General features: G+C 64.7%; 16 protein-coding genes. 9 read left to right on the top strand and 7 right to left on the bottom strand.

Translation table 11 applies throughout. The features are described 5' to 3' along the window. Nucleotides 1-583 precede the first annotated feature (583 nt). Nucleotides 584-994, bottom strand: coding sequence for a cell division protein CrgA (gene crgA / locus JS528_RS04695; RefSeq protein ID WP_214357931.1), 411 nt, complete (start codon nt 992-994; stop codon nt 584-586). A 178-nt stretch (nt 995-1,172) separates the two neighbouring features. Here crgA and JS528_RS04690 point away from each other — a divergent pair, with 178 nt between their 5' ends. From JS528_RS04690 to JS528_RS04680, 3 genes are all read left to right on the top strand, one after another. Continuing rightward, a complete protein-coding gene (locus tag JS528_RS04690) occupies nt 1,173-1,970 on the top strand; it encodes a DUF881 domain-containing protein (RefSeq protein WP_214357930.1) in 798 nt (265 codons plus the stop codon). Between the two features lie 33 nt (nt 1,971-2,003). Continuing rightward, entirely contained in the window at nt 2,004-3,137 is a 1,134-nt protein-coding gene (locus JS528_RS04685; protein ID WP_214357980.1) for a class E sortase, read from the top strand. A gap of 90 nt (nt 3,138-3,227) precedes the next feature. Further along, entirely contained in the window at nt 3,228-3,872 is a 645-nt protein-coding gene (locus tag JS528_RS04680) for an anthranilate synthase component II (RefSeq protein ID WP_214357929.1), read from the top strand. Between the two features lie 114 nt (nt 3,873-3,986). Here JS528_RS04680 and JS528_RS04675 read toward each other — a convergent pair whose 3' ends face one another. Continuing rightward, on the bottom strand, nt 3,987-4,235 hold the full coding sequence (locus tag JS528_RS04675; RefSeq protein ID WP_214357979.1) for a hypothetical protein: 249 nt from the start codon (nt 4,233-4,235) through the stop codon (nt 3,987-3,989). Nucleotides 4,236-4,376: 141 nt separating this feature from the next. Between JS528_RS04675 and JS528_RS04670 the strand changes: the two genes are divergently transcribed. Continuing rightward, nucleotides 4,377-5,102: a rhomboid family intramembrane serine protease gene (locus JS528_RS04670; protein ID WP_420838183.1), complete on the top strand. Its 726-nt coding sequence runs from the start codon at nt 4,377-4,379 to the stop codon at nt 5,100-5,102. 535 nt (nt 5,103-5,637) lie between these two features. Here JS528_RS04670 and JS528_RS04665 read toward each other — a convergent pair. Continuing rightward, nucleotides 5,638-8,082 carry a glycogen/starch/alpha-glucan phosphorylase gene (locus JS528_RS04665; RefSeq protein WP_214357928.1) on the bottom strand — a complete coding sequence of 815 codons (2,445 nt, stop codon included), beginning with the start codon at nt 8,080-8,082 and terminating at the stop codon, nt 5,638-5,640. Between the two features lie 406 nt (nt 8,083-8,488). On the opposite strand from JS528_RS04665, the gene JS528_RS04660 reads away from it, so the two are divergent. Further along, nucleotides 8,489-8,962: a sterol carrier family protein gene (locus tag JS528_RS04660; protein ID WP_214357927.1), complete on the top strand. Its 474-nt coding sequence runs from the start codon at nt 8,489-8,491 to the stop codon at nt 8,960-8,962. Between the two features lie 90 nt (nt 8,963-9,052). On the opposite strand, the gene JS528_RS04655 is transcribed toward JS528_RS04660, so the two are convergent. Continuing rightward, nucleotides 9,053-9,451 carry a DUF3073 domain-containing protein gene (locus tag JS528_RS04655; RefSeq protein WP_214357926.1) on the bottom strand — a complete coding sequence of 133 codons (399 nt, stop codon included), beginning with the start codon at nt 9,449-9,451 and terminating at the stop codon, nt 9,053-9,055. Between the two features lie 161 nt (nt 9,452-9,612). On the opposite strand from JS528_RS04655, the gene trpS reads away from it, so the two are divergent. Beyond that, complete coding sequence (gene trpS, locus JS528_RS04650; protein WP_214357925.1) at nt 9,613-10,713, top strand: tryptophan--tRNA ligase; 1,101 nt, start codon at nt 9,613-9,615, stop codon at nt 10,711-10,713. 342 nt (nt 10,714-11,055) lie between these two features. On the opposite strand, the gene JS528_RS04645 is transcribed toward trpS, so the two are convergent. Beyond that, a complete protein-coding gene (locus JS528_RS04645) occupies nt 11,056-12,072 on the bottom strand; it encodes a hypothetical protein (RefSeq protein ID WP_214357977.1) in 1,017 nt (338 codons plus the stop codon). A gap of 290 nt (nt 12,073-12,362) precedes the next feature. Between JS528_RS04645 and JS528_RS04640 the strand changes: the two genes are divergently transcribed. Continuing rightward, the gene (locus JS528_RS04640) at nt 12,363-13,904 is read left to right on the top strand and encodes an amidohydrolase (RefSeq protein ID WP_420838182.1); all 1,542 of its coding nucleotides are present in this window, start codon (nt 12,363-12,365) and stop codon (nt 13,902-13,904) included. Between the two features lie 524 nt (nt 13,905-14,428). On the opposite strand, the gene JS528_RS04635 is transcribed toward JS528_RS04640, so the two are convergent. Then, entirely contained in the window at nt 14,429-16,039 is a 1,611-nt protein-coding gene (locus tag JS528_RS04635) for a sodium/proline symporter (protein WP_214357976.1), read from the bottom strand. Between the two features lie 45 nt (nt 16,040-16,084). Beyond that, entirely contained in the window at nt 16,085-17,875 is a 1,791-nt protein-coding gene (locus JS528_RS04630; protein WP_240541337.1) for a threonine/serine exporter family protein, read from the bottom strand. 577 nt (nt 17,876-18,452) lie between these two features. Here JS528_RS04630 and JS528_RS04625 point away from each other — a divergent pair. Both JS528_RS04625 and JS528_RS11720 read left to right on the top strand, forming a co-directional pair. Continuing rightward, entirely contained in the window at nt 18,453-21,209 is a 2,757-nt protein-coding gene (locus tag JS528_RS04625) for a phosphoenolpyruvate carboxylase (protein ID WP_214357923.1), read from the top strand. A gap of 677 nt (nt 21,210-21,886) precedes the next feature. After that, on the top strand, nt 21,887-22,012 hold the full coding sequence (locus JS528_RS11720) for a hypothetical protein (RefSeq protein ID WP_276312611.1): 126 nt from the start codon (nt 21,887-21,889) through the stop codon (nt 22,010-22,012). The last annotated feature ends 133 nt before the right edge of the window (nt 22,013-22,145 follow it).

Raw genomic sequence — 22,145 nt, 5'->3', positions numbered from 1 at the left:
CATGTAGTGCCTAGTAGGGTGACTTACACATATGTAGTTTTCCACAGGATGTGGAAAACAGTGTGGATAACTTGGGGATAACGGTGGACCCATAGTGGAAAACCGATGTGCACAACCCCACTCTGGTTGCGGAAACGTTGAAAAATCAACGATTGTGAATTGTGGATATGTGCATAGTGGGTTATCCACAATCGTACGGAAGTCATGTTGACAACTTCCGGGGAATCGTCCACGCGATCAGCAAGGGGCGCCGGGGGCGGAAATCCACATCCTTCGGGTGGATAACCGTCGCCGATTGTGGATAACTTGCCCCGATCCGGTGGATAGTTTGTGGACAACCACTACGTATCAGTGGATAAGTGGTGGATAACTTGTGGATAACAATCCACAAAGGCCGGAATTCCAACGATTTTCACTGTGGATAACCTGTGGATTACTGTTATGCACACACCCCATACCCCCGACTTATCCACATGCGGACGTTCCGTCAGATGTCATATCGGCCGTCACGCCCGGAGACGACGAAGGCCGCCGCCCCGGGAAACGGGACGACGGCCTGCATGCCACACGGGATGTGGAAAACTCAGCGCCACCACATCGTCATGATGAAGCCGATCATGATGATGACGAAGCCGATGAGCAGGTTCCACGCGCCGATGTTCGGGATCGGGTAGTCAGAGGTCAGGTAGTAGGTGACGACCCAGATCAGACCGATCACCATCAGGATGCAGAACAGCGGCACGAACCAACGCGGGTTGGACTTGGTGCCCTTGATCGTCTCCTCGACTCGACGGGTGTTCTCCTCCTGGCGCGCCATCATGCGCTGCATCTGCGGAGTCATCGCCGACTTGTCGGCGGTGGCGTTGAGGACGGCCTCGACCTTGTCCATATCGACGATGCCCGCGGCGTCGTCCTGCTTCGTATCGGACTGCCAGTCCTTCTGTCCATTCGAGTTGTTGTCCAGCTCTTCGTCAGCCATCAGCGTAGTCTCCATTCAAGTTCTATAGGCTAGAAGTCATAATAGTGGTTACACTCGAACGTGGCGAGCGATCAGCGGATATTGGCGGCCAAATGTGCAGCGTCGAGGCATGTGTGCAAATAACCGGCGGAACCGGTGGATACCGGCGCACACGGCCCGGTGAACACGTCGGGCCCGGCGGAAAGGCGGCGGCATGGCCAGACACGGCGGTGGTCGGCACAGCGTGAAACGGTCCTTCGCGGGCGGCGTCGCGGTGATGCTCGTCGTCGCGCTGACCGGCTATCTCTTCGTCACGAACCTGCGCTTCAACCGCACGGCCACGGTCAATTCGGACACCGCCGGACTCATCGAGCAGCGCGTGGACGAGGTCAACAAGCTCAACGCCGAGGTCGAGAAGCTCAGTGCCGACGTGAGCACGCTCACCGATCTCGTCTCGAAGAACGGCAGCACCGCCACGACCACCGACGCCGGCTCCGGCGCGACCCTGCAGGCCGTCGACGGCCCGGGCGTCGCCGTCACGCTCGACGATTCGCCGATGTGGGAGCAGGCGATCGACGCCTCCGGTTCCAGCGACGACATCGACAAGTACGTGATCCACCAGCAGGACATCGAATCGGTGATCAACGCGCTATGGGCGGGCGGCGCCACGTCCATGATGTTCATGGACCAACGCATGCTGTTCAACTCCGCCGTGATCTGCTCGGGCAACGTCGTCTCGCTGCACGGCAAGAAGTACTCGCCGCCGTTCACGATCTACGCCATCGGCGATCAGGACGCGCTCGTCAAGGCGCTGGACGATTCGCCGGCCATCCGCATCTACAAGCAGTACGTCAGCGCGTTCGGCCTCGGATGGAAGGTCGAACGGAGGAAGAACCTGCATTTCGACGAGACCGCGTCGCTGCTGCAGCCGCTCAAGTACGCGTCCGTCGCGGGATCGGGCAGCGCATCGGACGACGGCACGGACGATACCACGACGACCACGGGGGAGTGACGGGCGAGCATGAAGCACAGCGCGAAGAGGGCCATGGACGACGGCATCACGGACGCGACCATCGACGGGCCAAAGACGTCGGGCCGCACCCGGCGCGGACCGGCGTGGCAGGCGATCGGCATCCTCGCCGAGCTGCTCATCACGATGGCCGCGATCTGCGCGCTGTACATCGTGTGGCAGATGTGGTGGACCGGCGTGCAGGCGGAACGCACGCAGGTCGAGACGCGCGAGCAGGTCTCGTGGTCCGACCCGAGCGCGTCCGGCGACACGACGATCGCCGAGGCGCAGTCCGGCGACGCCCCGGTCCAGCCGGAGAGCGCGCGCTACGGCGACCTGATCGCGCAGCTGTACGTTCCGCGGTTCGGCGAGGGATGGCAGCGCAACATCGTCGAGGGCACCGACGCCGAGCAGCTCGCGCGCCACGGACTCGGCCACTACCAGAGCACGCAGATGCCCGGCGAGGTAGGCAACTTCGCGATCGCCGGCCATCGCTCCGGCTACGGCGAACCGCTCGGCGACATCGACAAGCTCCAGGAGGGCGACCCGATCATCATCCGCACGCAGGACTACTGGTACGTCTACACGTACAAGCGCTACCAGATCGTCGTGCCGACGGACGTCTGGGTCATCGCCCCCGATCCGGAGAATCTGGGCGCGGATCCCAGCAAGCGCCTCATCACGCTCACCACGTGCGAGCCGAAGTACACGACCGCCACGCACCGGTGGATCGCGTGGGGCGAGCTCAAGTACTGGGCGAAGGTGTCCGACGGCATCCCGCAGGAGCTGTCGACCACCGACTCGAGCGGCAAGGTGAAGTTCGCGAGCACGAGCTCGACCGAGATGTCGCTGCCGGCGCGCATCGGCTCGCTGCAGCCGTATGTGGTCGGCGCATTGACGGCGTGGGCCGTGTTCGCGATCGCGGCGGCGGTCGCGTGGCGCTGGCCGCTGCTGGCCGACATCCGCGCGGGGCGTCGGCGCAGGCCGGACGCGAGCCTCTATGGCGGGATCTGGCGGCTCATGCCGGGAATCCTGCCGATCCGCGTGCTGCTGACGGCGCTGCTCGTCCTGGCCGCGGTGGGCGCGCTGTTCCAGTGGGCGTTCCCTTGGGCGTCGGCGAACATCCCGATGCTGCAGCAGATGAGCAACTACGTGGCCGTGCAGCAGTAGTGGGCTAGACTGGCGTTCAGCATAGCGTTCAGCTCAGCACGGCTTCCGGCGGCAGCACAAGCCCGTGCGTCCAGTCGAAAAGGAGCCATCGTGACCGATTCCGCGCACATCCTCGTGGTCGACAACTACGATTCGTTCGTCTACACGATCGTCGGGTATCTCAAGACGCTCGGCGCCACGGTCGACGTGGTGCGCAACGACGCGATCGACCCGTCCGACGAACACGTGACCGACGGCTACGACGGCGTGCTGATCTCGCCCGGCCCCGGCGCCCCGGCCGAATCGGGCGCCAGCGAGGACATGATCCGTCTGTGCGCGAAGCAGGACAAGCCGATGTTCGGCGTGTGTCTGGGGCTTCAGGCGCTGGCCGAGGTGTACGGCTGCACGGTCGATCATGCGCCGACGATCATGCACGGCAAGACGAGCCTCGTCGAGCACGTCGACGATGAGATCTTCGCGGGCGTCGCCAACCCGATGACCGCCACCCGCTATCACTCGCTCGCCGTCGAGCCGGATTCCGTGCCGGACACGCTCGAGGTGACCGCGTGGACGCAGGGCGACCACATCGTGCAGGGCATCCGCGTCAAGGGCAAGCCGATGTACGCGGTCCAGTTCCATCCCGAATCCGTGATGACGCAGGACGGCTACCGTCTGCTCGCCAACTGGCTCGCCGTGTGCGGCCAGGAGTCGGCAGTCGCGAACTCCGCCGGTTTGCAGCCGAAGGTCACGAAGTAGGAGCCGCTTCATACGCGAAAGGTCCCGGGATCATCCGTCGTTTTTCGGATGGTCACGGGACCTTTGCCGTAAGTACTCGCTCAGTGGTTGAGCATCGAGGCAATCGCGCAGGAATCAGGCCTCGGCGGCCTCGGGAGCGTCGGCGGCCGGCTCGTCGGCAGACTCGGCCTCGGCGTCCTTATCCTTGCCCTTGGCCTTGTCGAGCCCCAGATCGACCGGCGAAGAGCTGTTCTCCCACGGTTCCTCCCACGGATCGTAATCCGGGTTCTGCTGCTTGTAGATGTACAGGCCCACCAGACCGGCGAGCAACGCACCGAACAGCAATGCAAAGAACTTCCAACCGTTCGAGGACTTGTTCTCCATGACGGCTCCTTTCCCATTCTCGTCGACTTGTTCGTTCAGGCCGACCTTGCTCACCATCATAGGCGCGATTATGTGAGAATTGGGTGGGAACTCGCCCAACGCTCTCCCGCTTGGGCGGGAGCGCTCACAAGACTTGACTCCATGAGCATGAGGATGAACCTACCTACGAAACAGCAGATCGCGTACGAGTGGAAGCACAACGGGCCGGTGGTCACCAAGGTCCTGATCGCCGCGTGCGTGGCCGTGTGGGCCGTGGAGGTTCTCCTGCGGCTGATCTCCCCGGGCCTGTTCGCCATGTTCGTCTCGTCCGGCATGGTGATGCCGCTGACGATGCTCGCCCGACCGTGGACGTGGCTGACGTCGATGTTCCTGCATGCGCCGAACATCATGCACATCCTGTTCAACATGATCGCGCTGTGGTCGGTCGGCCCTGAGCTGGAGCGTCTGATGGGGCATTGGCGCTATCTGGCGCTGTACCTGATCTCCGGGTTCGGCGGCGCGGTCGGGCTCGTCGTGTGGGCTCGGTTCACCGGCGACTGGATGACGGCCACGTACGGCGCCTCGGGCGCGCTGTTCGGCCTGTTCGCGGCGATTCTGGTCGTCTACCGGCGCATCGGCGCGGACATCCGTTCGATGATGATCTGGATGGCGGTCAACTTCCTGCTGCCGTTCGTCGTCGGCGGCATCGCGTGGCAGGCGCACGTCGGTGGATTCGTGACCGGCGGCGTGCTCACCTGGCTGCTGGTCGCGGGGCTTCCCGCGCTGCGCGGCCGCTCGTTCAACGCGCGCATGTGGATCTACGGCACCGCGATCGTCGCCGTGCTGCTGATCGTCGCCATCATCTGCACCCCGTTGCGGATGCTGTGACGTGATTGTTGGCACAACGATCACGTCAATCAATGCAAGTTCATGTCGTACCAAGATTTCCTGGTACAACGCAAGAATTTTCCTAATTACTCTCTCTTGTGCCAACGAGCCTTGGGACAAAGGAGTCATTCGGCGATAACGAGCGCATCGTGCCAAGTACGAAGATACGAAAACCCTTGTTTTGCAATGGTTGCTATCGGAACGCTCGATTCGAACCAGTAGGGTGATTGGTACGGTGCGCTGAAATCACCCATATTCGGATGTCGTACCAGGATTTTTTGGCACAACGCAACGGATTGCGTTCTTCCGCGCCGTAGTGCCGACCCAATACACAAAGTAGGGGGCGGCGACCACACAATCATGGTCGCCGCCCCCTACTACTTACTACGGCAATCAGAATCAGGCGAGCGGACCGGTGTGCCAGAGTGCGGCGCCGTCAAGCAAACAGTCCGGTGGACTGTTTGTAGGCGACGCCGAACGGCGACAGCCGTGAGGCAGAAACCTGCGCGCGGCTGGAAGGTCGGTCCGACGGCCGTCAGGCGAGCGGACCGGTCTTCCAGATGCGCTCGAGGTAATCCTCGATCGAGCGATCGGAGCTGAAGAAGCCGGAGTTCGCGACGTTGAGGATGGCCTTGCGGTTCCAGTCGAGCGGGTGGGTGTACAGCTCCTCGATCTGGGCCTGGATGTTGGCGTAGGAGGAGAAGTCCGCCAGCGTCATGAACCAGTCCTTGGTCAGCCAGTCGGAGACGAGCGGCGCGTAGGCGTTGCGGTCGCCGTTGGAGAAGGTGCCGTCGGCGACCAGATCGATGGCCTGCTTCAGGCGCGGATCGGCCTCGTAGTACTTGGCCGGATCGTAGCCGTTGGCGTACTGGGCCTCGACCTCGTTGACGTCCATGCCGAAGAGGAAGAAGTTCTCGGCGCCGACGCGCTCGCGGATCTCGACGTTCGCGCCGTCGAGGGTGCCGACGGTGAGCGCGCCGTTGAGGGCGAACTTCATGTTGCCGGTGCCCGAGGCCTCCTTGCCGGCCTGGGAGATCTGCTCGTCGAGCTCGGTGGCCGGGATGAGGTTCTGGGCCATCTCGATGTTGTAGTTCGGGAGCATGTGGACGGCCAGCTTGCCCTTGACGTCCGGATCGTTGTTGACGACGCGGGAGACGTTGTTGATGAGCTGGATCGTCATCTTGGCCAGGTAGTAGCCCGGAGCGGCCTTCGCGCCGAAGAACACGGTGCGCGGCAGCACGTCGTCGGCCGCGATGGTGCCGTTCTTGATGCCGGCGTAGCGGGAGATGACGGCGAGGATCTTCAGGCTCTGGCGCTTGTACTCGTGCAGACGCTTGACCATCGTGTTGAACATGGTGTTCTCGTCGATGTCGATGCCGTAGTGGTCCTTGGCGAAGCCGACGAAGGAGTGCTTGTTGGCCTGCTTGACGGCGGCGAACTTCTTGACGAACTCGTCGTCCTGGGCCAGCGGGACCAGGCCCTGCAGCAGCTCGAGGTCGGAGATCCACTTGTCGGTGCCGAGGCCCTCGGTGATGAGGTCGGACAGGCCCGGGTTGGCGAGCTTGACGAAGCGACGCGGGGTGACGCCGTTGGTCACGTTGGTGAACTTGTCCGGGTAGGCGTCGGAGAAGTCCTTGAGGGTGACGTCCTTGAGCAGCTGGGAGTGCAGCTCGGCCACGCCGTTGACGTGGGAACCGCCGTAGGTGGCGAGGTACGCCATGCGGACGGAGTCGCCGGTGTAGATGCGCATCTTCTCGACGGTCTCGTCGGCGACGCCCTTGTCCTTGAGCTCGGCCTCGAACTGGGCGTTGATCTTCTCGATGATCTCGAGGTGACGCGGCAGCAGCTCGCCGATCAGGCTGGACGGCCAGACCTCGAGGGCCTCCGGCAGCAGGGTGTGGCAGGTGTAGTTGAAGGTCTTCTGGGTGATGCCCCAGGCGGTGTCCCAGTCGTAGTCGTACTCATCGATGAGGATGCGCATGAGCTCCGGGATGCCGATCACCGGGTGGGTGTCGTTGAGCTGGAACGTGATCTTGTTCGGGAAGGTGGTCAGGTCCGGCTTGGCCTCGCCCGGGTAGAAGACGCGGATGGCGTCGTGCAGGGAGGCGGAGACGAAGAAGTACTGCTGCTCGAGGCGCAGCTCCTTGCCGACCTTGGTGGAGTCCTCCGGGTAGAGGATCTTGGAGATGTTCTCGGCCTTGACCTGCGGCTTGACCGCGTCCAGGTACTCGGAGCGGTTGAACGCGAGCAGATCGAACTCGTCGTAGGACTTGGCGGTCCACAGACGCAGGGTGTTCACGCGCTGGGACTTGTAGCCCGGCACGAGGTAGTCGACCGGCACGGCGCGCACGGACCAGGCCGGCTTCCAGACCTTCTTGCCGTTCTCCTCGACGACCTCGCCGCCGAAGGAGACCTTCTGGTCGCGGTTGTAGTCGATGTGGCCCCACGGCTCCTCGTTGGAGAGCCAGTAGTCCGGCGTCTCGACCTGCTTGCCGTTCTCGTCGAACTTCTGCTTGAAGATGCCGTACTTGTACTGGATGCCGTAGCCGAAGGCCGGCACGCCCAGGGAGGCGAGGGAGTCGATGAAGCAGGCGGCGAGACGGCCGAGGCCGCCGTTGCCGAGGCCCGGCTCGTACTCGGCGTCGACGATGTCCTTCGGCTGGAAGCCGAGGGCCTCGACGGCGGAATCGAACTGATCGGTCAGACCGGCGTTGAGCAGGGCGTTCTCCAGCTGCTTGCCCATGAGGAACTCGGCGGACAGGTAGCCGACGGCCTTGGTGTCGCCGTTGACCATATCGGACTGGGTCTTGAACCAGGAGTCGGCGAGGTGGTTGCGCACGGCCTTGGAGGCGGCGACGTAGACATCGGCCGCGGTGGCCTGCTCGGGGGTGACGCCCTGGGTGTACTTCAGCTGTTCACGAATCTCGTCGGCGAACTGCTCGGCAGTGACGGGAGACTTCGGTGCAGTGATCTCGGTCATATTTTTCTCGTTTTCCTTCCGGGATGGAACTTCCCTGACCATGATAAGGCGCGCCATTGGACGCGTCTCAACCCATACATGAACAGTGCGTTACATTCCACACACCATCGTGCATACGTTGTCATCAGCCAATACAGCCACTGTACTACGTAGCATGCCCAACGCGCGTCGTTCCGCGGGTCGAAACGGTTCGACACGCTGCGGCAACGACCACGCGGAAGACAAACGATGCAGTCGTCCGCGGGGTGGCGAGCCGGAGCCCCGGACGGTCCTTCCCCGGGCACACACCACGGGATTCACGGGGCCGTACGGCATCGCACGCCATCCGCACGCATCGCATGAGACCGCCGAAGGATCCGTGCGATATCACACGGAAACCGCGTGGAATGGTGGCACAATGGCCGGTATGGCTGTGATTTTGGAGAAGGATCTGGCGCGCGGGCGCGCGGCGTTCGAACAATGGCGCGAGACGGCTTGGACGATGGCCCGCGCAACGGCAGCGGATCGCGAAGGGTATGACATGACGTCGGCCGCGCACGGAAAGACCGTGGCGGGTACCACCGCATCGAGGCTGGCCATCAACCCGCATCTGCCGCGGCCGGTCATGGCGATGGCCGTGCGCTACTCGCTGTTCCTGCTGGAACGCAAGGCCCCGGGGCCGGGCGTGGAGGTGCGCGTGGCGCCGTGGGGCGCGATCAAGATCCTTGACGGGCCGGCGTCCGATCCGCACAATCTCACCCCGCCGGACGTCATCGAACTCGACCCCGACGTATGGCTGCGCCTCGCCGCCGGCATCACGTCATGGGACGAGGAGAAGTCGGCCGGGCGCATCAGCGCGGTAGGCGAACGAGACGATCTGGGTTGGCTGCTGCCGCTGTGACGGCCACGACTCCGCAAAACGCAGTCGCGCCGCGACCGTCATCGGACGATCGCGGCGCGACTTCGGCAAAACCGTACTACGTGAAGCGACTCAGTCGTGCTTCGGCTTGAGCGCGCTCGGAATCGGGCGCGGCTTCGGCATCGGAATCGGCTTGTGCGGCACCGCGGGCTTCGCGCTCGCCTTGGGGAACTCACCGCTGGTCGCCTTCGCGGCGGCCTCGGCGGCCCACTTGGCGTACTCGTCCAGATCATCGCCCTGATCGGCCGGCTCGGACGCGACGGCGTCCGTGACGGCGTCATCGTCCGCAGACTTGTCCGCATAGTGGGACTCGTACTGGTCCTCGATGTCGGCGAACGGGTCGATCGAGCCGGTTCCGGGCTCCTGGCCGCTCAATTCCTTGGCAAGCTCATCGTAATCGGTGTCGGTAGTCAGATATTTGAGCTTACGAGCTATCTTCTGCTGCTTGGCTTTCTGACGTCCGCGGCCCATGTGACCCCCTGAGATAATGCTTGCTATCGATTCATCAACATAGAAGAGTACCACTTGTTGGATTGGTTGGGCTTGTCGGCTCGCGCTTTTACGATAAAAGCGATATTTTGCACGGTTTTGACACAACCTGACAACCTGAATCGAACTCAAAGGACGAACAGATGACGGACGAAACGCAGGAACCGCAGATCACGGCTGCCGGCAATGAGATGAGCGCCAGCTTCCTGGCCGCGAAGAAGCGCTCGGACGCGACGCTGGCCAAGCTCGAGGCCGAGCCGGGCAAGTTCACGATGCTCACCGGCGACCGCCCGACCGGCCGCCTGCACCTCGGCCACTACTTCGGCTCCATCAAGGAGCGCGTGGCCATGCAGAACAAGGGCGTGCACTCCAACATCATCATCGCCGACTATCAGGTGATCACCGACCGCGACACCACCGAGCACATCCAGGAGAACGTCCTGAACCTCGTGCTCGACTACATGGCCGCCGGCATCGACCCGAAGAAGACGATGATCTACGCGCACTCCGCCGTGCCGGCCGAGAACCAGCTGCTGCTGCCGTTCCTGTCGCTGGTCACCGAGGCCGAGCTGCACCGCAACCCGACCGTCAAGTCGGAGATGGAGGCCTCCGGCCACGCGCTGACCGGCCTGCTGCTGACCTACCCGGTGCATCAGGCGTGCGACATCCTGTTCTGCAAGGCCAACGTCGTGCCGATCGGCAAGGACAACCTGCCGCACATCGAGATCACGCGCACCATCGCCCGCCGCTTCAACGAGCGCTACGCGAAGAAGCACCCGGTGTTCCCGGAGCCGGCCGCGATCCTGTCCGACGCGCCGGAGATCCCGGGCCTCGACGGCCGCAAGATGAGCAAGTCGTACGGCAACTCGATCATGCTGGGCGCCACCGCCGAGGAGACCGCCAAGCTCATCAAGAAGAGCCCGACCGACTCCGAGCGCACCATCACGTTCGATCCGGTGAACCGTCCGCAGGTCTCCGCGCTGCTGACCACCGCGGGCCTCGTGACCGGCCGCGACCCGAAGGAGATCGCCGACGAGATCGGCGCCGCGGGCGCCGGCGCGCTCAAGGCGTACGTCATCGAGTCGGTGAACAACTTCCTCGCCCCGCACCGCGAGCGCCGCGCCGAACTGGCCAAGGACATGGACTACATCCGCGACGTGCTGCACGACGGCAACAAGCGCGCCAACGAGATCGCCGAGGCGACCCTTGACGAGGTGCGCGAGGCCATGGGCATGAAGTACTGAGTCCCAACCCGCCGCATCATCTCATCAGCGATAGCGCGGTTTCCCGTCATACTCCGGCGGGAGACCGCGCTATCTGCGTTGTGTGGGGTATTTCGGCGGGTTTGCGGATGCCTATCTCGTTTGCGAGGGGTACCCGGCCGGGGTATCGCGCCCCGGAAACGGCTTGACCGCGTTGCGGCGGGGCGGGTTCGCGGGCTGCGTACTCCCGGCAGGTACCCCTCGCAAACGAGATGGACATCCGCACGAGGCCGGAAGTACCCCTCACAACGCAGATAGCCAGCCAAACGACGACCATGGACACCCCCAAGCGGCAAGACGGCGGCGAAGCCGATACCCGGCACATCATCGACACCCGCCATCGGGATCCAACAGCGGCGTGAATCCGAGCCGTATGTACATCGGCCTGCGATGACGGCTTCTGGCATCACACACCTGACGAATGGTCTTTCTCTCCGTCAGAGGCATGACGACGCCCGTCACCTCGTATATCCTCGCCGCGACACGACCGGCCAGATCCGCCTCGGCGGCGGCATCGCCGATGTCCATCGACGTCACCTGAATGTATTTCCATCCCGCGTCCTCGAGCAGCTGCCGCCTTCTCACATCATTCAGCCATTGGCCGGCATGGTGGGAGCCATCGTATTCGATGCAGATCTTGAATTCGGGATACGCGAGATCCAGATACAGGGTATTGCCTCCGCGCCCGACCGACACTGGATAGTTCACACGGGGACAGTCCAACCCGTATCGCATCAACGCCAACCGGGTGCGAGTCTCCATCGAGGAATCCGTGCCCTGACGAATCACTGGTAGGGCGCGCCGGCAATCGGCATACCCCTTGAACATCCGGCATGGGCGGCCCTCCTCCCCCTCGCGTCGTGCATACTCCTCGGCGCCATCAAGGTACAGCTCGAGCTCATCCACGGTCGTCCGGCGCAAACGCCCATCGCGGCGCATCATGGAATCACCCAGTACAATCAGTTCCCCCAGATCCAGGTGGGCGGCGAACATCGCCCATGTGCAGGCCGGGGATGTGCAGACGAACTGCCGTTCGACCGTGACGGTCTCCATCGGGAACCTCCACACCACGGCATCTACCCCGTTGACGCGGTACTTGCGGTTCGCGTGCGGAACGGCCACCACGATATGCTCACGGGAATCATTGACCATGCCGGAACGGAGACGTCTCCCCGTCCGCGGCGGCGAGGACATCCTCGGCATTTCGATCGACAACAGGCCCAGCGCGGTCGACAGGGCATATGGAGGACGCCAATCCGTGCGGAGCCGTATTGCGGCGCACACGTCCATGCAGCGGTATTTCCGTTCCGTGAGCTCGGCCAGCGCCATTGAATCACCCATGATGTCGTACCCCGTTGTGTTGTCCGTCGTGACTTGCCCCGAATCGGATGTCCCTTCGAGCTCCAATGCTTCGGCGGGGAGGTAAATCCATCCGGAACCCCAGACTATATGCTCGGCGACGGTTGCGCCATCGCCGGGGATGCCACAGTGCATAACCGCCGGTTCCTGTGGATAACGTGCCGTGCGTGGGATGCCGCCACGGCTGTGTTTCCCGCCTTTTCCGGTCGGGCCGTTCCAGCCGTCGAAAACGCCCTCGTGTCCGTGGACATAACGGTGGCACCATGACGGTTATGAACAACGATCTGAACATCACCAACGCGCGCATCCCCGGTAGTGGGGCACGCGTGGATCTCGGCATCCGCAACGGGCGTATCGTCTCCGTGAATCCGTCGCATGCGCAGAACACTTCCGCAGCCGCGCGGAGTGCCTCCGTGACCTCGACCCCGGCCTCCGACGTCATCGACGCCTCCGATCTGTGGGTCATCCCCGGCCTCATGGACTGCCACACGCACTTCACCCAGTGGTCGAAAACGCTCGGCCGCCTCGACCTCATCGACGCGCGTTCCGCCGACGAGGCGATGGCGATGCTGCGCGCGCACCTCGACGAGCGTCGTGCCGCCGACACGCTCGACCCGAACGCGTTCGTGGTGGGCATGCGCTTCCGCCACTCGCTGTGGTCCGACGACGAGCAGCCCACGCTGGCCGCCATCGACGCAGCCGCCGGCGAACAGCCGGTCGCGCTCTCCAGCGCCGACATGCACTGCGGATGGGTGAACTCCGCGGCGGCCCGCCGCCTCGGCGTGCACGTGGACGAATCCGGCCTCGTCGGCGAGCTCGAATGGTTCGAGGCATACAAGGAGTTCGACAAGGCGCCCGGCGCCGCCGAGGAGACCGACCGGCTGCTGCGCGAGGCCGAGGCGGACGCGGCCGGCAAGGGCGTGACCGGCATCCGCGACTACGAGATGGCCGAGAACATCGACACGTGGATCGGCCGTTTTGCCGGGGGGCTCGACGGGCTGCGCGTCGAGGCCGGCGTCTATCCGGAGCGCCTGGCCAAGGCCATCGACGACGGCTGGACGACCGGCAAGGCGCTGCCCGGCTCGCACGGACTGGGCACGGTCGGCGCGATGAAGCTCATCTCCGACGGCTCGCTCAACACCCGTTCCGCCTACTGCTCGACCCCGTACTCCGGCATCGAACCGCCGACCCGCGGCGTGCTGAGCTACGCCCCCGAGCAGATCGAGGACTACATGCGCCTCGCCACCGAACACGGTTTCGACATCGCCTGCCATGCCATCGGCGACGAGGCGAACACCATCGTGCTCGACGCCGCCGAGCGCACGGGCGCCCACGGTTCCATCGAGCATGCGCAGATGCTCAAGCGTTCGGACATCCCGCGCTTCGCCGCGCTCGGCCTCGCCGCCAGCATCCAGCCGCAGCATGCGATGGACGACCGCGACGTCATCACCCGGTTCTGGGCGCATCCGGCCGGCATCCCGTACGCCTTCCGCGCGCTGTACGACGCGGGCGCGACCCTGCGCATGGGCTCGGACGCCCCGGTGGCCCCGCTCGACCCGTGGATGGCGATCTCCGCGGCCGTGTTCGGCACGGAGAGCTCCGCGCGCGAGCCGTTCCAGCCGGAGCAGTGTCTGCCGGTGGAGGTGGCGCTGGCCGCGTCCACCGCGGTCGGCCGTGACCGTCTCGAGGCCGGCGATCCCGCGGACCTCGTGCTGCTGGACGCCGACCCGTATGTCCAGGCCACCCCCGAGGCGATGCGCGCCATGCCGGCTCATGTGGCGATGACGTTCCTCGCGGGGAAGCGGACCCACTGACCCGGGCATCCGCCGGAACGATTCCGGCGGACGAGGAGGTGGCTCCTGAAGGGGCGGTCGACGACGCCGGCTTCGCCGGTTTTGGATGTATTTGGTCGTCGTTTGGCTGGCTATCTGCGTTGTGAGGGGTACTTCCGGCCTCGTGCGGATGTCCATCTCGTTTGCGAGGGGTACCTGCCGGGAGTACGCAGCCCGCGAACCCGCCCCGCCGCAACGCGGTCAAGCCGTTTCCGGGGCGCGATACCCCGGCCGGGTACCCCTCGCAAACGAGATAGGCATCCGCAAACCCGCCGAAATACCCCACACAACGCAGATAGCGCGGTTCCCGCATGCCGCGAACGCCTCGCGTAACACAAAACCCCCGTCGCCGGAGGCGGATGCTTCCGGCGACGGGGTTCATATGGTTCATACATGGACCGGGCGTGCCATGCAGGCCGTAAGGTCCGGGCCCGGGGGCACAGGCATGTGGACCGGTGCGATGCAAGCCGTTCACGGCCGCACCGCACCGGCCGGCGGCCCGACCGCTACCGGCGCGGGTTGACCTCGGCCTCCATGGCCTCCATCGGTTCGTCGACGAGGACCGTGCCGGAAGGCAGGGCGCCGGGCAGCGGATCGTCCATGTAGTGGTCGAACTCGAAGAGCATCCGCTCGTTCGGCTTCTCGGTGAGCAGCGAGACGACCACGATGCACGCCAGCGAGATGAGGAACGCGGGCAGCAGCTCGTAGATCGCGAACACGCCGCCCAAAGGTTTGATGAGGTTGTGCCACACGAGCACCGCCGCGGTGCCGGAGAGCATGCCGGCCACCGCGCCGGCCTTGTTGGCGCGCCTCCAGTACAGCGAGCACAGCATCAGCGGACCGAACGAGGCGCCGAGGCCCGCCCACGCGTAGGAGACGACCTGGAAGATCGACGAGTTCTGGTCGTACGCCACGAGGATGCCGAACAGGAACATGACGACGAGCGTCGCGCGCGCCACGATCATGACCTGACGATCGGTGGCCTTGCGGTGCAGCAGGCCGCGGAAGATGTTCTCGCCCATCGCGGAGGCGCCGATGATCATGTACGAGGAGCTGGAGCTCATCGAGGCGGCGAAGATGCCGGAGACGACCACGCCGCACATGAAGCTCGGCAGCAGCGTCTGCGCGAGCACGATGAAGATGGTCTCCGCGTCGGTGGAGGTGAGCAGATGGGTGGGCATCATCGCGCGGCCGACCAGACCGATGCACACCGCGCTGGCCAGCGACAGCACGCACCACGAGGTCGCGATGATGCGGGACTTGCGCACCTCCTCGACGCTGCGGATGGACAGGAAGCGCACGAGCACCTGCGGCATGCCGAAGTAGCCCAGGCCCCACGCGAGCATCGAGACGATGGTGATGACGCCGTAGTCGGCGGGTGCGTCGAACATCGCGCGGCCGGCCTCGACGATCTGGCGGCCGGTCTCCGGGTCGAGCTTCGGCACCGCGACCTGCGTGCCGGAGATGTAGCCCGGGATCGCGCGCAGGAACGCGACGGTCTCGTCGATGCCGCCGGCGGAGGCGACCGTGCCGACGAACACGACCGCGAGCGCGAAGAACATGAGCAGGCCCTGGATGAAGTCGGTCATCACGACCGACAGGTAGCCGCCGACGACCGTGTACACGAACACGACCACGGCGCCGAGGATCATCATCAGGTGGTAGTCGAAGCCGAAGAGGGCCTGGAACAGCTTGCCGACGGTCACGAAGCAGCTGCCCACGTACACGCTGAAGAACACGAGGATGATGAGCGCCGCGATCGTGGAGATGACTCCCTTGGTGTCGTGGAATCGCTTGGCGAAGAAGTCGGGGATGGTGATCGCGTCGCCGGCGACGACCGAGTAGCGGCGCAGGCGGCGGGCCACGATCTTCCAGTTGAGGTAGGTACCGATGGCCAGGCCCAGCGCGGTCCACATCGGGTCGGCGGCGCCGGTGAAGTAGGCCAGGCCCGGCAGGCCCATGAGGAGCCACCCGGACATGTCCGACGCCTCGGCGGACAGGGCCGTCAGCCACGGTCCGACGCCGCGGCCGCCGGCGAAGTATTCCTTCGACGAGGAGTTCGAGCGTTTCGAGTAGATGAATCCGATGGACAGCATGGCCGCGAAGTAGATGACCATGGCCAGGAGGATCCAGAAATCGGCGTTGACCAAAAGTGACTCCTATCAGATGTCGTAGCGCCAGGATTTATCCGTGATAACACGGGCCATCGCCAGACCGATCGGCAGGCAGATGATCACCATGAACGCGCGGAAGGCCCAGTCGAGGGCGGATTGGGTGTCGAACGAGCCCAGGTGGAACATGGCCTGATACATGTACAGGCCGGGCACCATGATCACGATCGACGGCACGGTCAGGCAGATGCGCGGATAGCCGAAGTGCGGCGCGAGCCAGCCGCGGCGCACGGACGAGCGCCAGGCGGTGGCGAGCAGGCCCGCCAGCAGCGCGCCGATGAACGCGCCGGCCTCCGCGGGCACGCCCATGTCGACGATCTCGAGACGCAGGGTGTCGGTGATCGCGCCGATGGTCGCGGCCACGAGGCACATGCGCTGCGGCGAGTTGAACATGATCGAGAAGCCCCACACGCCGAGGAACGCGAACACGAAGCGCAGCGAGCCGTTGACCCACGGGTTGAGGCCGAGCGGCTCGAATCCGGTGGGGTTGAGGTGCACGATCGAGGCGACCATCCATCCGGCGAGCGTGGCCATGAGCACGATGCAGAAGAAGTACGTCAGGCGCTGGATGCCCGACGGGAAGTCGATCTTGGCCATGTCGAGGCCGCTGGTGATGAGCGGGAACCCGGGGATGACGAAGAGCATCGCGCCGATGTACGCGGTGTCGTGGTTGAGCGCGATCGGGTCGAACAGGCCGATGAGACGCAGCATGCCGGTGCAGGCGAGCGCGGCGACGGCCACGCACACGAACGTGACGAAGAACTGGTTGAGGTGATGCGCGAAGAGTCGGCGGCGCAGCCAGTGGCCGAGCCCGGCGCCGACGAACGCGCCGACCATGTCGTACGGGCCGCCGCCGAGGAGGAAGACGAAGGACGCGCAGGCGATCGCGGAGGCGAGGCCGGCGAAGGCGGGGGAGTAGAGCGGCTTGCGGTGCTCGATCATATCGAGGCGCTGGTGCGCCTGGCGCACGGTGATGCCGGGCTGGCCCTTGGGCTTGGGCTCGGAGCCGATGTGGTCGAAGTGCTCGGCGTACTCCTTCGGCGGCTTGCGGTCGGCGAGCTTGGTCCGGCCGGTTCTGGCCTGACGGCGTCCGGCCGGGGCCGACGCGGCCGTCTCGTCACGGTCCGTCGCTTCGGACTCGTGCTCCGCGGCGGTGCGGGCGGCGAGCGACTGCGTCATCGCGGACTGCGACCAGTCGGTCTCGTGCACGTGCAGCTGGTGAGCGCGCGGGTCGCCGGGGTCGGTGTGGCGGCTGGCGTCCTCGAGCGCGTCGAGCACGGCGTCCTGGCCCGGCAGATCGCGGCCGTCGCCGGCGCCTCCCTGCCCCTGGCGACGCTCCTCTCGCTCCTCCTCGCGCAGCCGCTTGGACAGCTCCGCGGAGACCTGCGAGGCGTCCTTGGCGTCGAGGTGCTGCATGAGGCCCTGCGAGACCTCCGGCTGCACGTGGTACATGCTCTCCTCGCCGAGGTTCACGCTGAACCAGTCGGCGAAGTGCTCGAGCAGCCAGATGCGCTCGGTGTTGACGCCGGTGGTGGGCAGGTCGATGACCTCGGTGATGCGGTCCTTGCCGTCGGTGCACGCGGCCTCGATGTCCGTGAGGTTCACGTCGGCGCGCACGTGGACGCCGAGCGGGTAGGCGATGCGGTGCATCATCTCGCGCACGCGGAACGATCCGGTGCCGGCGGACAGGTCGAGCAGGCCGACGCGCACGATCACGCTCGCCTTGGCCGCGATGCCGGCCTCGGCGATCGGCTTGTCCCAGTCACGCTCGATGTCCTCCATGTCCAGCGGGATGGAGTGCGTGTGGTAGTGGGACACGGCGATGGCGCCGTGCTCCTTGTGGTCCTGTCCCTGCTGACTCTGCTGACCCTGATGGCCGTGTTCCGCGTGTTCCGTCTGTCCCATGTCCGTCTGCTGTCGCATGTGATGTCCCTGATTCGTCCGAATTCGTGAAGATCCACACGGAAGGAGGCGACGCGGCGGCCGCATGATGCGATCCGCATGCCGCGTCGGATCCGCCGCATGCGGTCCGATTGGCTTCAAATGACGAGATTTCTGAGGTTTCACGCTACCCCGCGCCCCTCCCCGCGAGGCCCGGCGATCACTTTCCGGTCCACCTTTCGGACAATCGAGGGTCGAAATGCGATGGACGCCCCCTGAAACGCACACCATCCGTGTACGAAATCGTCCGGAAACCGGACTTCGTAACATTCGTTGCGATTAGGCGACGATACAATGCTGACCACAACCAAACGCCGTATACGGGCTGTGGGCTCGCAACGGACGGCCTCAACAACCGCGGAGGAGCCGCGGGCGACCGTCAGACCGAGCAACCTGAGGTACGGCAGAAGGAGGTCTGATGACAGATAATGATCAGCAGATCACGCCCGCCGACGCGACGATAGTCTCGACCGGCACGGGAACGAAAGGTCCCGAAGAGCGTCATCTGCCCGAATCACTCGCCAGCGACATGGATCTGTGTCTGCGCATTCTGCGTGATGTCCTGGGCGAATTCGATCCCAAATTGCTCTCCACGTTCGATCAGGTGCGTCAGTACGCGGTCGAAGCCAGCGCCGAGCATTTCGAAGGGGTGATGGTTGACCCCGACCCCGATCACGATGGTCTGAAGAAGGCCGTGAACGTCATCGACAACATGACGCTGCACGATGCGCAGCTGCTTGCCCGCGCGTTCGCCACCTACTTCCACCTCGCCAACCTGTGCGAGGAGGACTACCGCGTCTCCGTGCTGCACGCGCGTGAGGCCAAGGTGTCCGACGACAGCGCCGTGGATCCGATCAACGAGCTCACCGTCGCCTACCACCAGCTCATCAACGAGATGGGCCCGGCGAAGGCCAAGGAGCTGCTCGATCGTCTCGAGTTCCACCCGGTGTTCACCGCGCATCCGACCGAAGCCCGCCGCAAGGCGGTCGAGGGCAAGATCCGCCGCATCTCCGAGCTGCTGACGGCCAACAAGCTGCTGGGCGGTTCGGACAAGAAGGAGAACCTGCGCCGTCTCTACAACGAGATCGACGCGCTGTTCCGCACCTCGCCGATCGCGCTGAAGAAGCCGACCCCGGTCGAGGAGGCGGATACGATCCTCGACATCTTCGACAACACGCTGTTCCACACGATCCCGCAGGTCTACCGTCGCTTCGACGACTGGGTGCTGGGCGATCAGGCCGGCCTCGTCGAGCCCGTCTGCCCCGCGTTCTTCCACCCGGGCAGCTGGATCGGCTCCGACCGCGACGGCAACCCGAACGTCACCGCGAAGGTGAGCCGTCAGGTCGCGCGCAAGTTCTCCGACCACGTGCTGGCCGCCCTCGAGGAGGCCACCCGCACCGTGGGCCGCAACCTCACGATGGAGGCCGAGACCACGCCGCCGAGCGCCGAGCTCAAGGTGCTGTGGAGCCACCAGAAGGAGATGAGCGAGCGCCTGACCGACAAGGCCGCGCTGATCTCCACCAAGGAGCTGCACCGCGCCGTCATGCTGGTGATCGCCGATCGTCTGCACTACACGATCGAGCGCGACGCCGACCTCATGTACCACACCTGCGAGGACTACATCGCCGACCTCAAGACCGTCCAGCGCTCGCTGGCCGACGCGGGTGCCAAGCGCTCCGCCTACGGCCCGCTGCAGGACCTGATCTGGCAGGCCGAGACCTTCGGCTTCCACATGGTCGAGATGGAGTTCCGTCAGCACTCGGTGGTGCACTCCCGCGCCCTCGCGGACATCCGCGAGCACGGTCTGCACGGCGAGCGCGGCGATCTGCAGCCGATGACCCAGGAGGTGCTCGACACCTTCCGCGCTCTCGGTTCGATCCAGAAGCGCAACGGCACCAAGGCCGCCCGCCGCTACATCATCTCGTTCACGAAGAGCGCGCAGAACATCAAGGATGTCTACGAGCTCAACCGTCTCGCCTTCGCACATCCGGAGGACGTGCCGACCATCGACGTGATCCCGCTGTTCGAGCAGCTCGAGGATCTGCAGAACTCGGTGGACGTGCTCGAGGAAATGATCAAGATCCCCGAGGTCCAGGCTCGTCTGAAGGCCACCGGCAACAAGCTCGAGGTCATGCTCGGCTACTCCGACTCCTCGAAGGACGCCGGCCCGACCTCCGCCACGCTGGCCCTGCACTCCGCGCAGGAGCGCATCGCCAAGTGGGCCGAGTCGCACGACATCGACCTGACCCTGTTCCATGGTCGCGGCGGTGCCGTCGGCCGCGGCGGCGGCCCGGCCAACCGTGCGGTGCTCGCGCAGCCGGTCGGCTCGGTCAAGTGCCGCTTCAAGCTCACCGAACAAGGCGAGGTCATCTTCGCCCGCTACGGCAACCCGGTGCTGGCCATCCGCCACGTCGAGTCCGTCGCGGCCGCGACCCTGCTCCAGTCGGCGCCGAGCGTCGAGAAGCGCAACACGGACATGACCGCCAAGTACGCCGAGATGGCGCACGAGCTCGACGAGGCCGCGCACAACCGCTTCCTCGACCTGCTGCACACGCCGGACTTCGCCCAGTGGTTCTCCACCGTGACGCCGCTGACCGAGATCGGTCTGCTGCCGATCGGCTCCCGCCCGGCCAAGCGCGGCCTGGGCGCGAAGTCGCTCGACGATCTGCGCACGATTCCGTGGATCTTCTCCTGGGCCCAGGCACGCATCAACCTGGCCGCCTGGTACGGCCTCGGCACCGCGTGCGAGCAGTTCGGCGATCTGGAGACCATGCGCCAGGCCTACGAGGAATGGCCGCTGTTCTCCACCTTCATCGACAACATCGAGATGTCGCTGGCCAAGACCGACGAGCGCATCGCGAAGATGTACCTGGCGCTCGACGAGCGCGAGGATCTGCCGGAGAAGGTCATGCACGAGATGGAGCTCACCCGCAAGTGGGTGCTCGCGATCGTGGGCGACAAGTGGCCGCTCCAGCACCGTCACGTGCTCGGCCAGGCCATCCGAATCCGCTCCCCGTACGTGGACGCGCTGTCCGTCACCCAGGTGCTGGCGCTGCGTTCGCTGCGCAAGAAGGTGGACAAGGAGGAGCTCTCGAAGAGCCAGCAGGCCGGGTTCATCTATCTCATCCTCTGCACCGTCTCCGGCGTCGCCGCAGGCCTGCAGAACACGGGCTGACGTTTCGGGCCGCTGTGGAGCGACCTGCGTCGCGCCACAGCGCTGGGAAAGCCCAGTGGGCTTTCCCATCCGAAACGTAGCGGGGATTTCGCATTATTCGCGCTTCGCGCGCGCGAAATCCCCGCGGCACAGCAAGCCTCCGCTCCCCAGCGGAGGCTTTCCTTTATCCCCCACACCCCTGCAAGAACGCCCGATACTACAGAATCGGATGTTTCCGCCCCTCTGAGAACCCCTTTCGCGTCCGATACTACAGAATCGGACGTTCCTACGCCCCCGAGAACCCCTTTCGTGTCCGATACTGCAGTATCGGATGTTTCATGTTCCCCAAGAGCACCATTTGCGTCCGATACTACAGAATCGGACGTTTTCTCCCCTCTGAGCAGCCCTTTCGCGACCGATTCTGTAGTATCGGATGCTTCACGTTCCCCGAGAACACCATTTGCGACCGATACTACAGAATCGGACGTTTCCACCCCTCTGAGCAGCCCCTTCGCGACCGATTCTGTAGTATCGGGCGCAATCGGGAGCGACGACACGCTTGTAACGTCCGATTCTGCAGTATCGGTTGCGGGGGTGGCACATGTTCCGCAACCCCATATCACATCCGTTCACGGCTCCGGCGTATACTGCCTCACGACAGTGATTTCATCGATAAGAATGGGGGAGGTGAGCACGTAATGTCGTTCCTCAAGTACATCAGGCGCGGTCTGGTGATGACCGGCTTCGAGAACATGAAGCACATGAACGACGAGATGGCCAGGACCATGATCGAGGTCGCCCGCGAATACGACCGCGACCGCTGACCGTCCCCAAACCAAGGCCGAACAACCCATCGGCCGCAGGCCATTCCGGCAATACCGACCGTCGGGCGAACACCCGACATCAGTGGACAACGGCGTCCATATCTCCTTGCTCTCCCGCTTTTCGATCTTCCGA

It is taken from the genome of Bifidobacterium santillanense (assembly GCF_018555385.1).
Lineage (GTDB): Bacteria > Actinomycetota > Actinomycetes > Actinomycetales > Bifidobacteriaceae > Bifidobacterium > Bifidobacterium santillanense.
Note: the sequence above shows the minus strand (reverse complement) of the source record. Positions and strands in the feature narration are given on the sequence as shown.

Bases quoted from the DNA above. Each gene is read 5' to 3' on its own strand.
- JS528_RS04655 (WP_214357926.1), bottom strand. From the start codon at position 9,451: ATGGGCCGCGGACGTCAGAAAGCCAAGCAGCAGAAGATAGCTCGTAAG.
- JS528_RS04670 (WP_420838183.1), top strand. From the start codon at position 4,377: ATGAGCATGAGGATGAACCTACCTACGAAACAGCAGATCGCGTACGAG.
- JS528_RS04630 (WP_240541337.1), bottom strand. From the start codon at position 17,875: ATGGAGGACATCGAGCGTGACTGGGACAAGCCGATCGCCGAGGCCGGC.
- JS528_RS04665 (WP_214357928.1), bottom strand. From the start codon at position 8,082: ATGACCGAGATCACTGCACCGAAGTCTCCCGTCACTGCCGAGCAGTTC.
- JS528_RS04645 (WP_214357977.1), bottom strand. From the start codon at position 12,072: ATGGGTGATTCAATGGCGCTGGCCGAGCTCACGGAACGGAAATACCGC.
- JS528_RS04640 (WP_420838182.1), top strand. From the start codon at position 12,363: ATGAACAACGATCTGAACATCACCAACGCGCGCATCCCCGGTAGTGGG.
- JS528_RS04635 (WP_214357976.1), bottom strand. From the start codon at position 16,039: ATGGTCATCTACTTCGCGGCCATGCTGTCCATCGGATTCATCTACTCG.
- JS528_RS04675 (WP_214357979.1), bottom strand. From the start codon at position 4,235: ATGGAGAACAAGTCCTCGAACGGTTGGAAGTTCTTTGCATTGCTGTTC.
- crgA (WP_214357931.1), bottom strand. From the start codon at position 994: ATGGAGACTACGCTGATGGCTGACGAAGAGCTGGACAACAACTCGAAT.
- JS528_RS04690 (WP_214357930.1), top strand. From the start codon at position 1,173: ATGGCCAGACACGGCGGTGGTCGGCACAGCGTGAAACGGTCCTTCGCG.
- JS528_RS04625 (WP_214357923.1), top strand. From the start codon at position 18,453: ATGACAGATAATGATCAGCAGATCACGCCCGCCGACGCGACGATAGTC.
- JS528_RS11720 (WP_276312611.1), top strand. From the start codon at position 21,887: ATGTCGTTCCTCAAGTACATCAGGCGCGGTCTGGTGATGACCGGCTTC.
- JS528_RS04685 (WP_214357980.1), top strand. From the start codon at position 2,004: ATGGACGACGGCATCACGGACGCGACCATCGACGGGCCAAAGACGTCG.
- trpS (WP_214357925.1), top strand. From the start codon at position 9,613: ATGACGGACGAAACGCAGGAACCGCAGATCACGGCTGCCGGCAATGAG.
- JS528_RS04660 (WP_214357927.1), top strand. From the start codon at position 8,489: ATGGCTGTGATTTTGGAGAAGGATCTGGCGCGCGGGCGCGCGGCGTTC.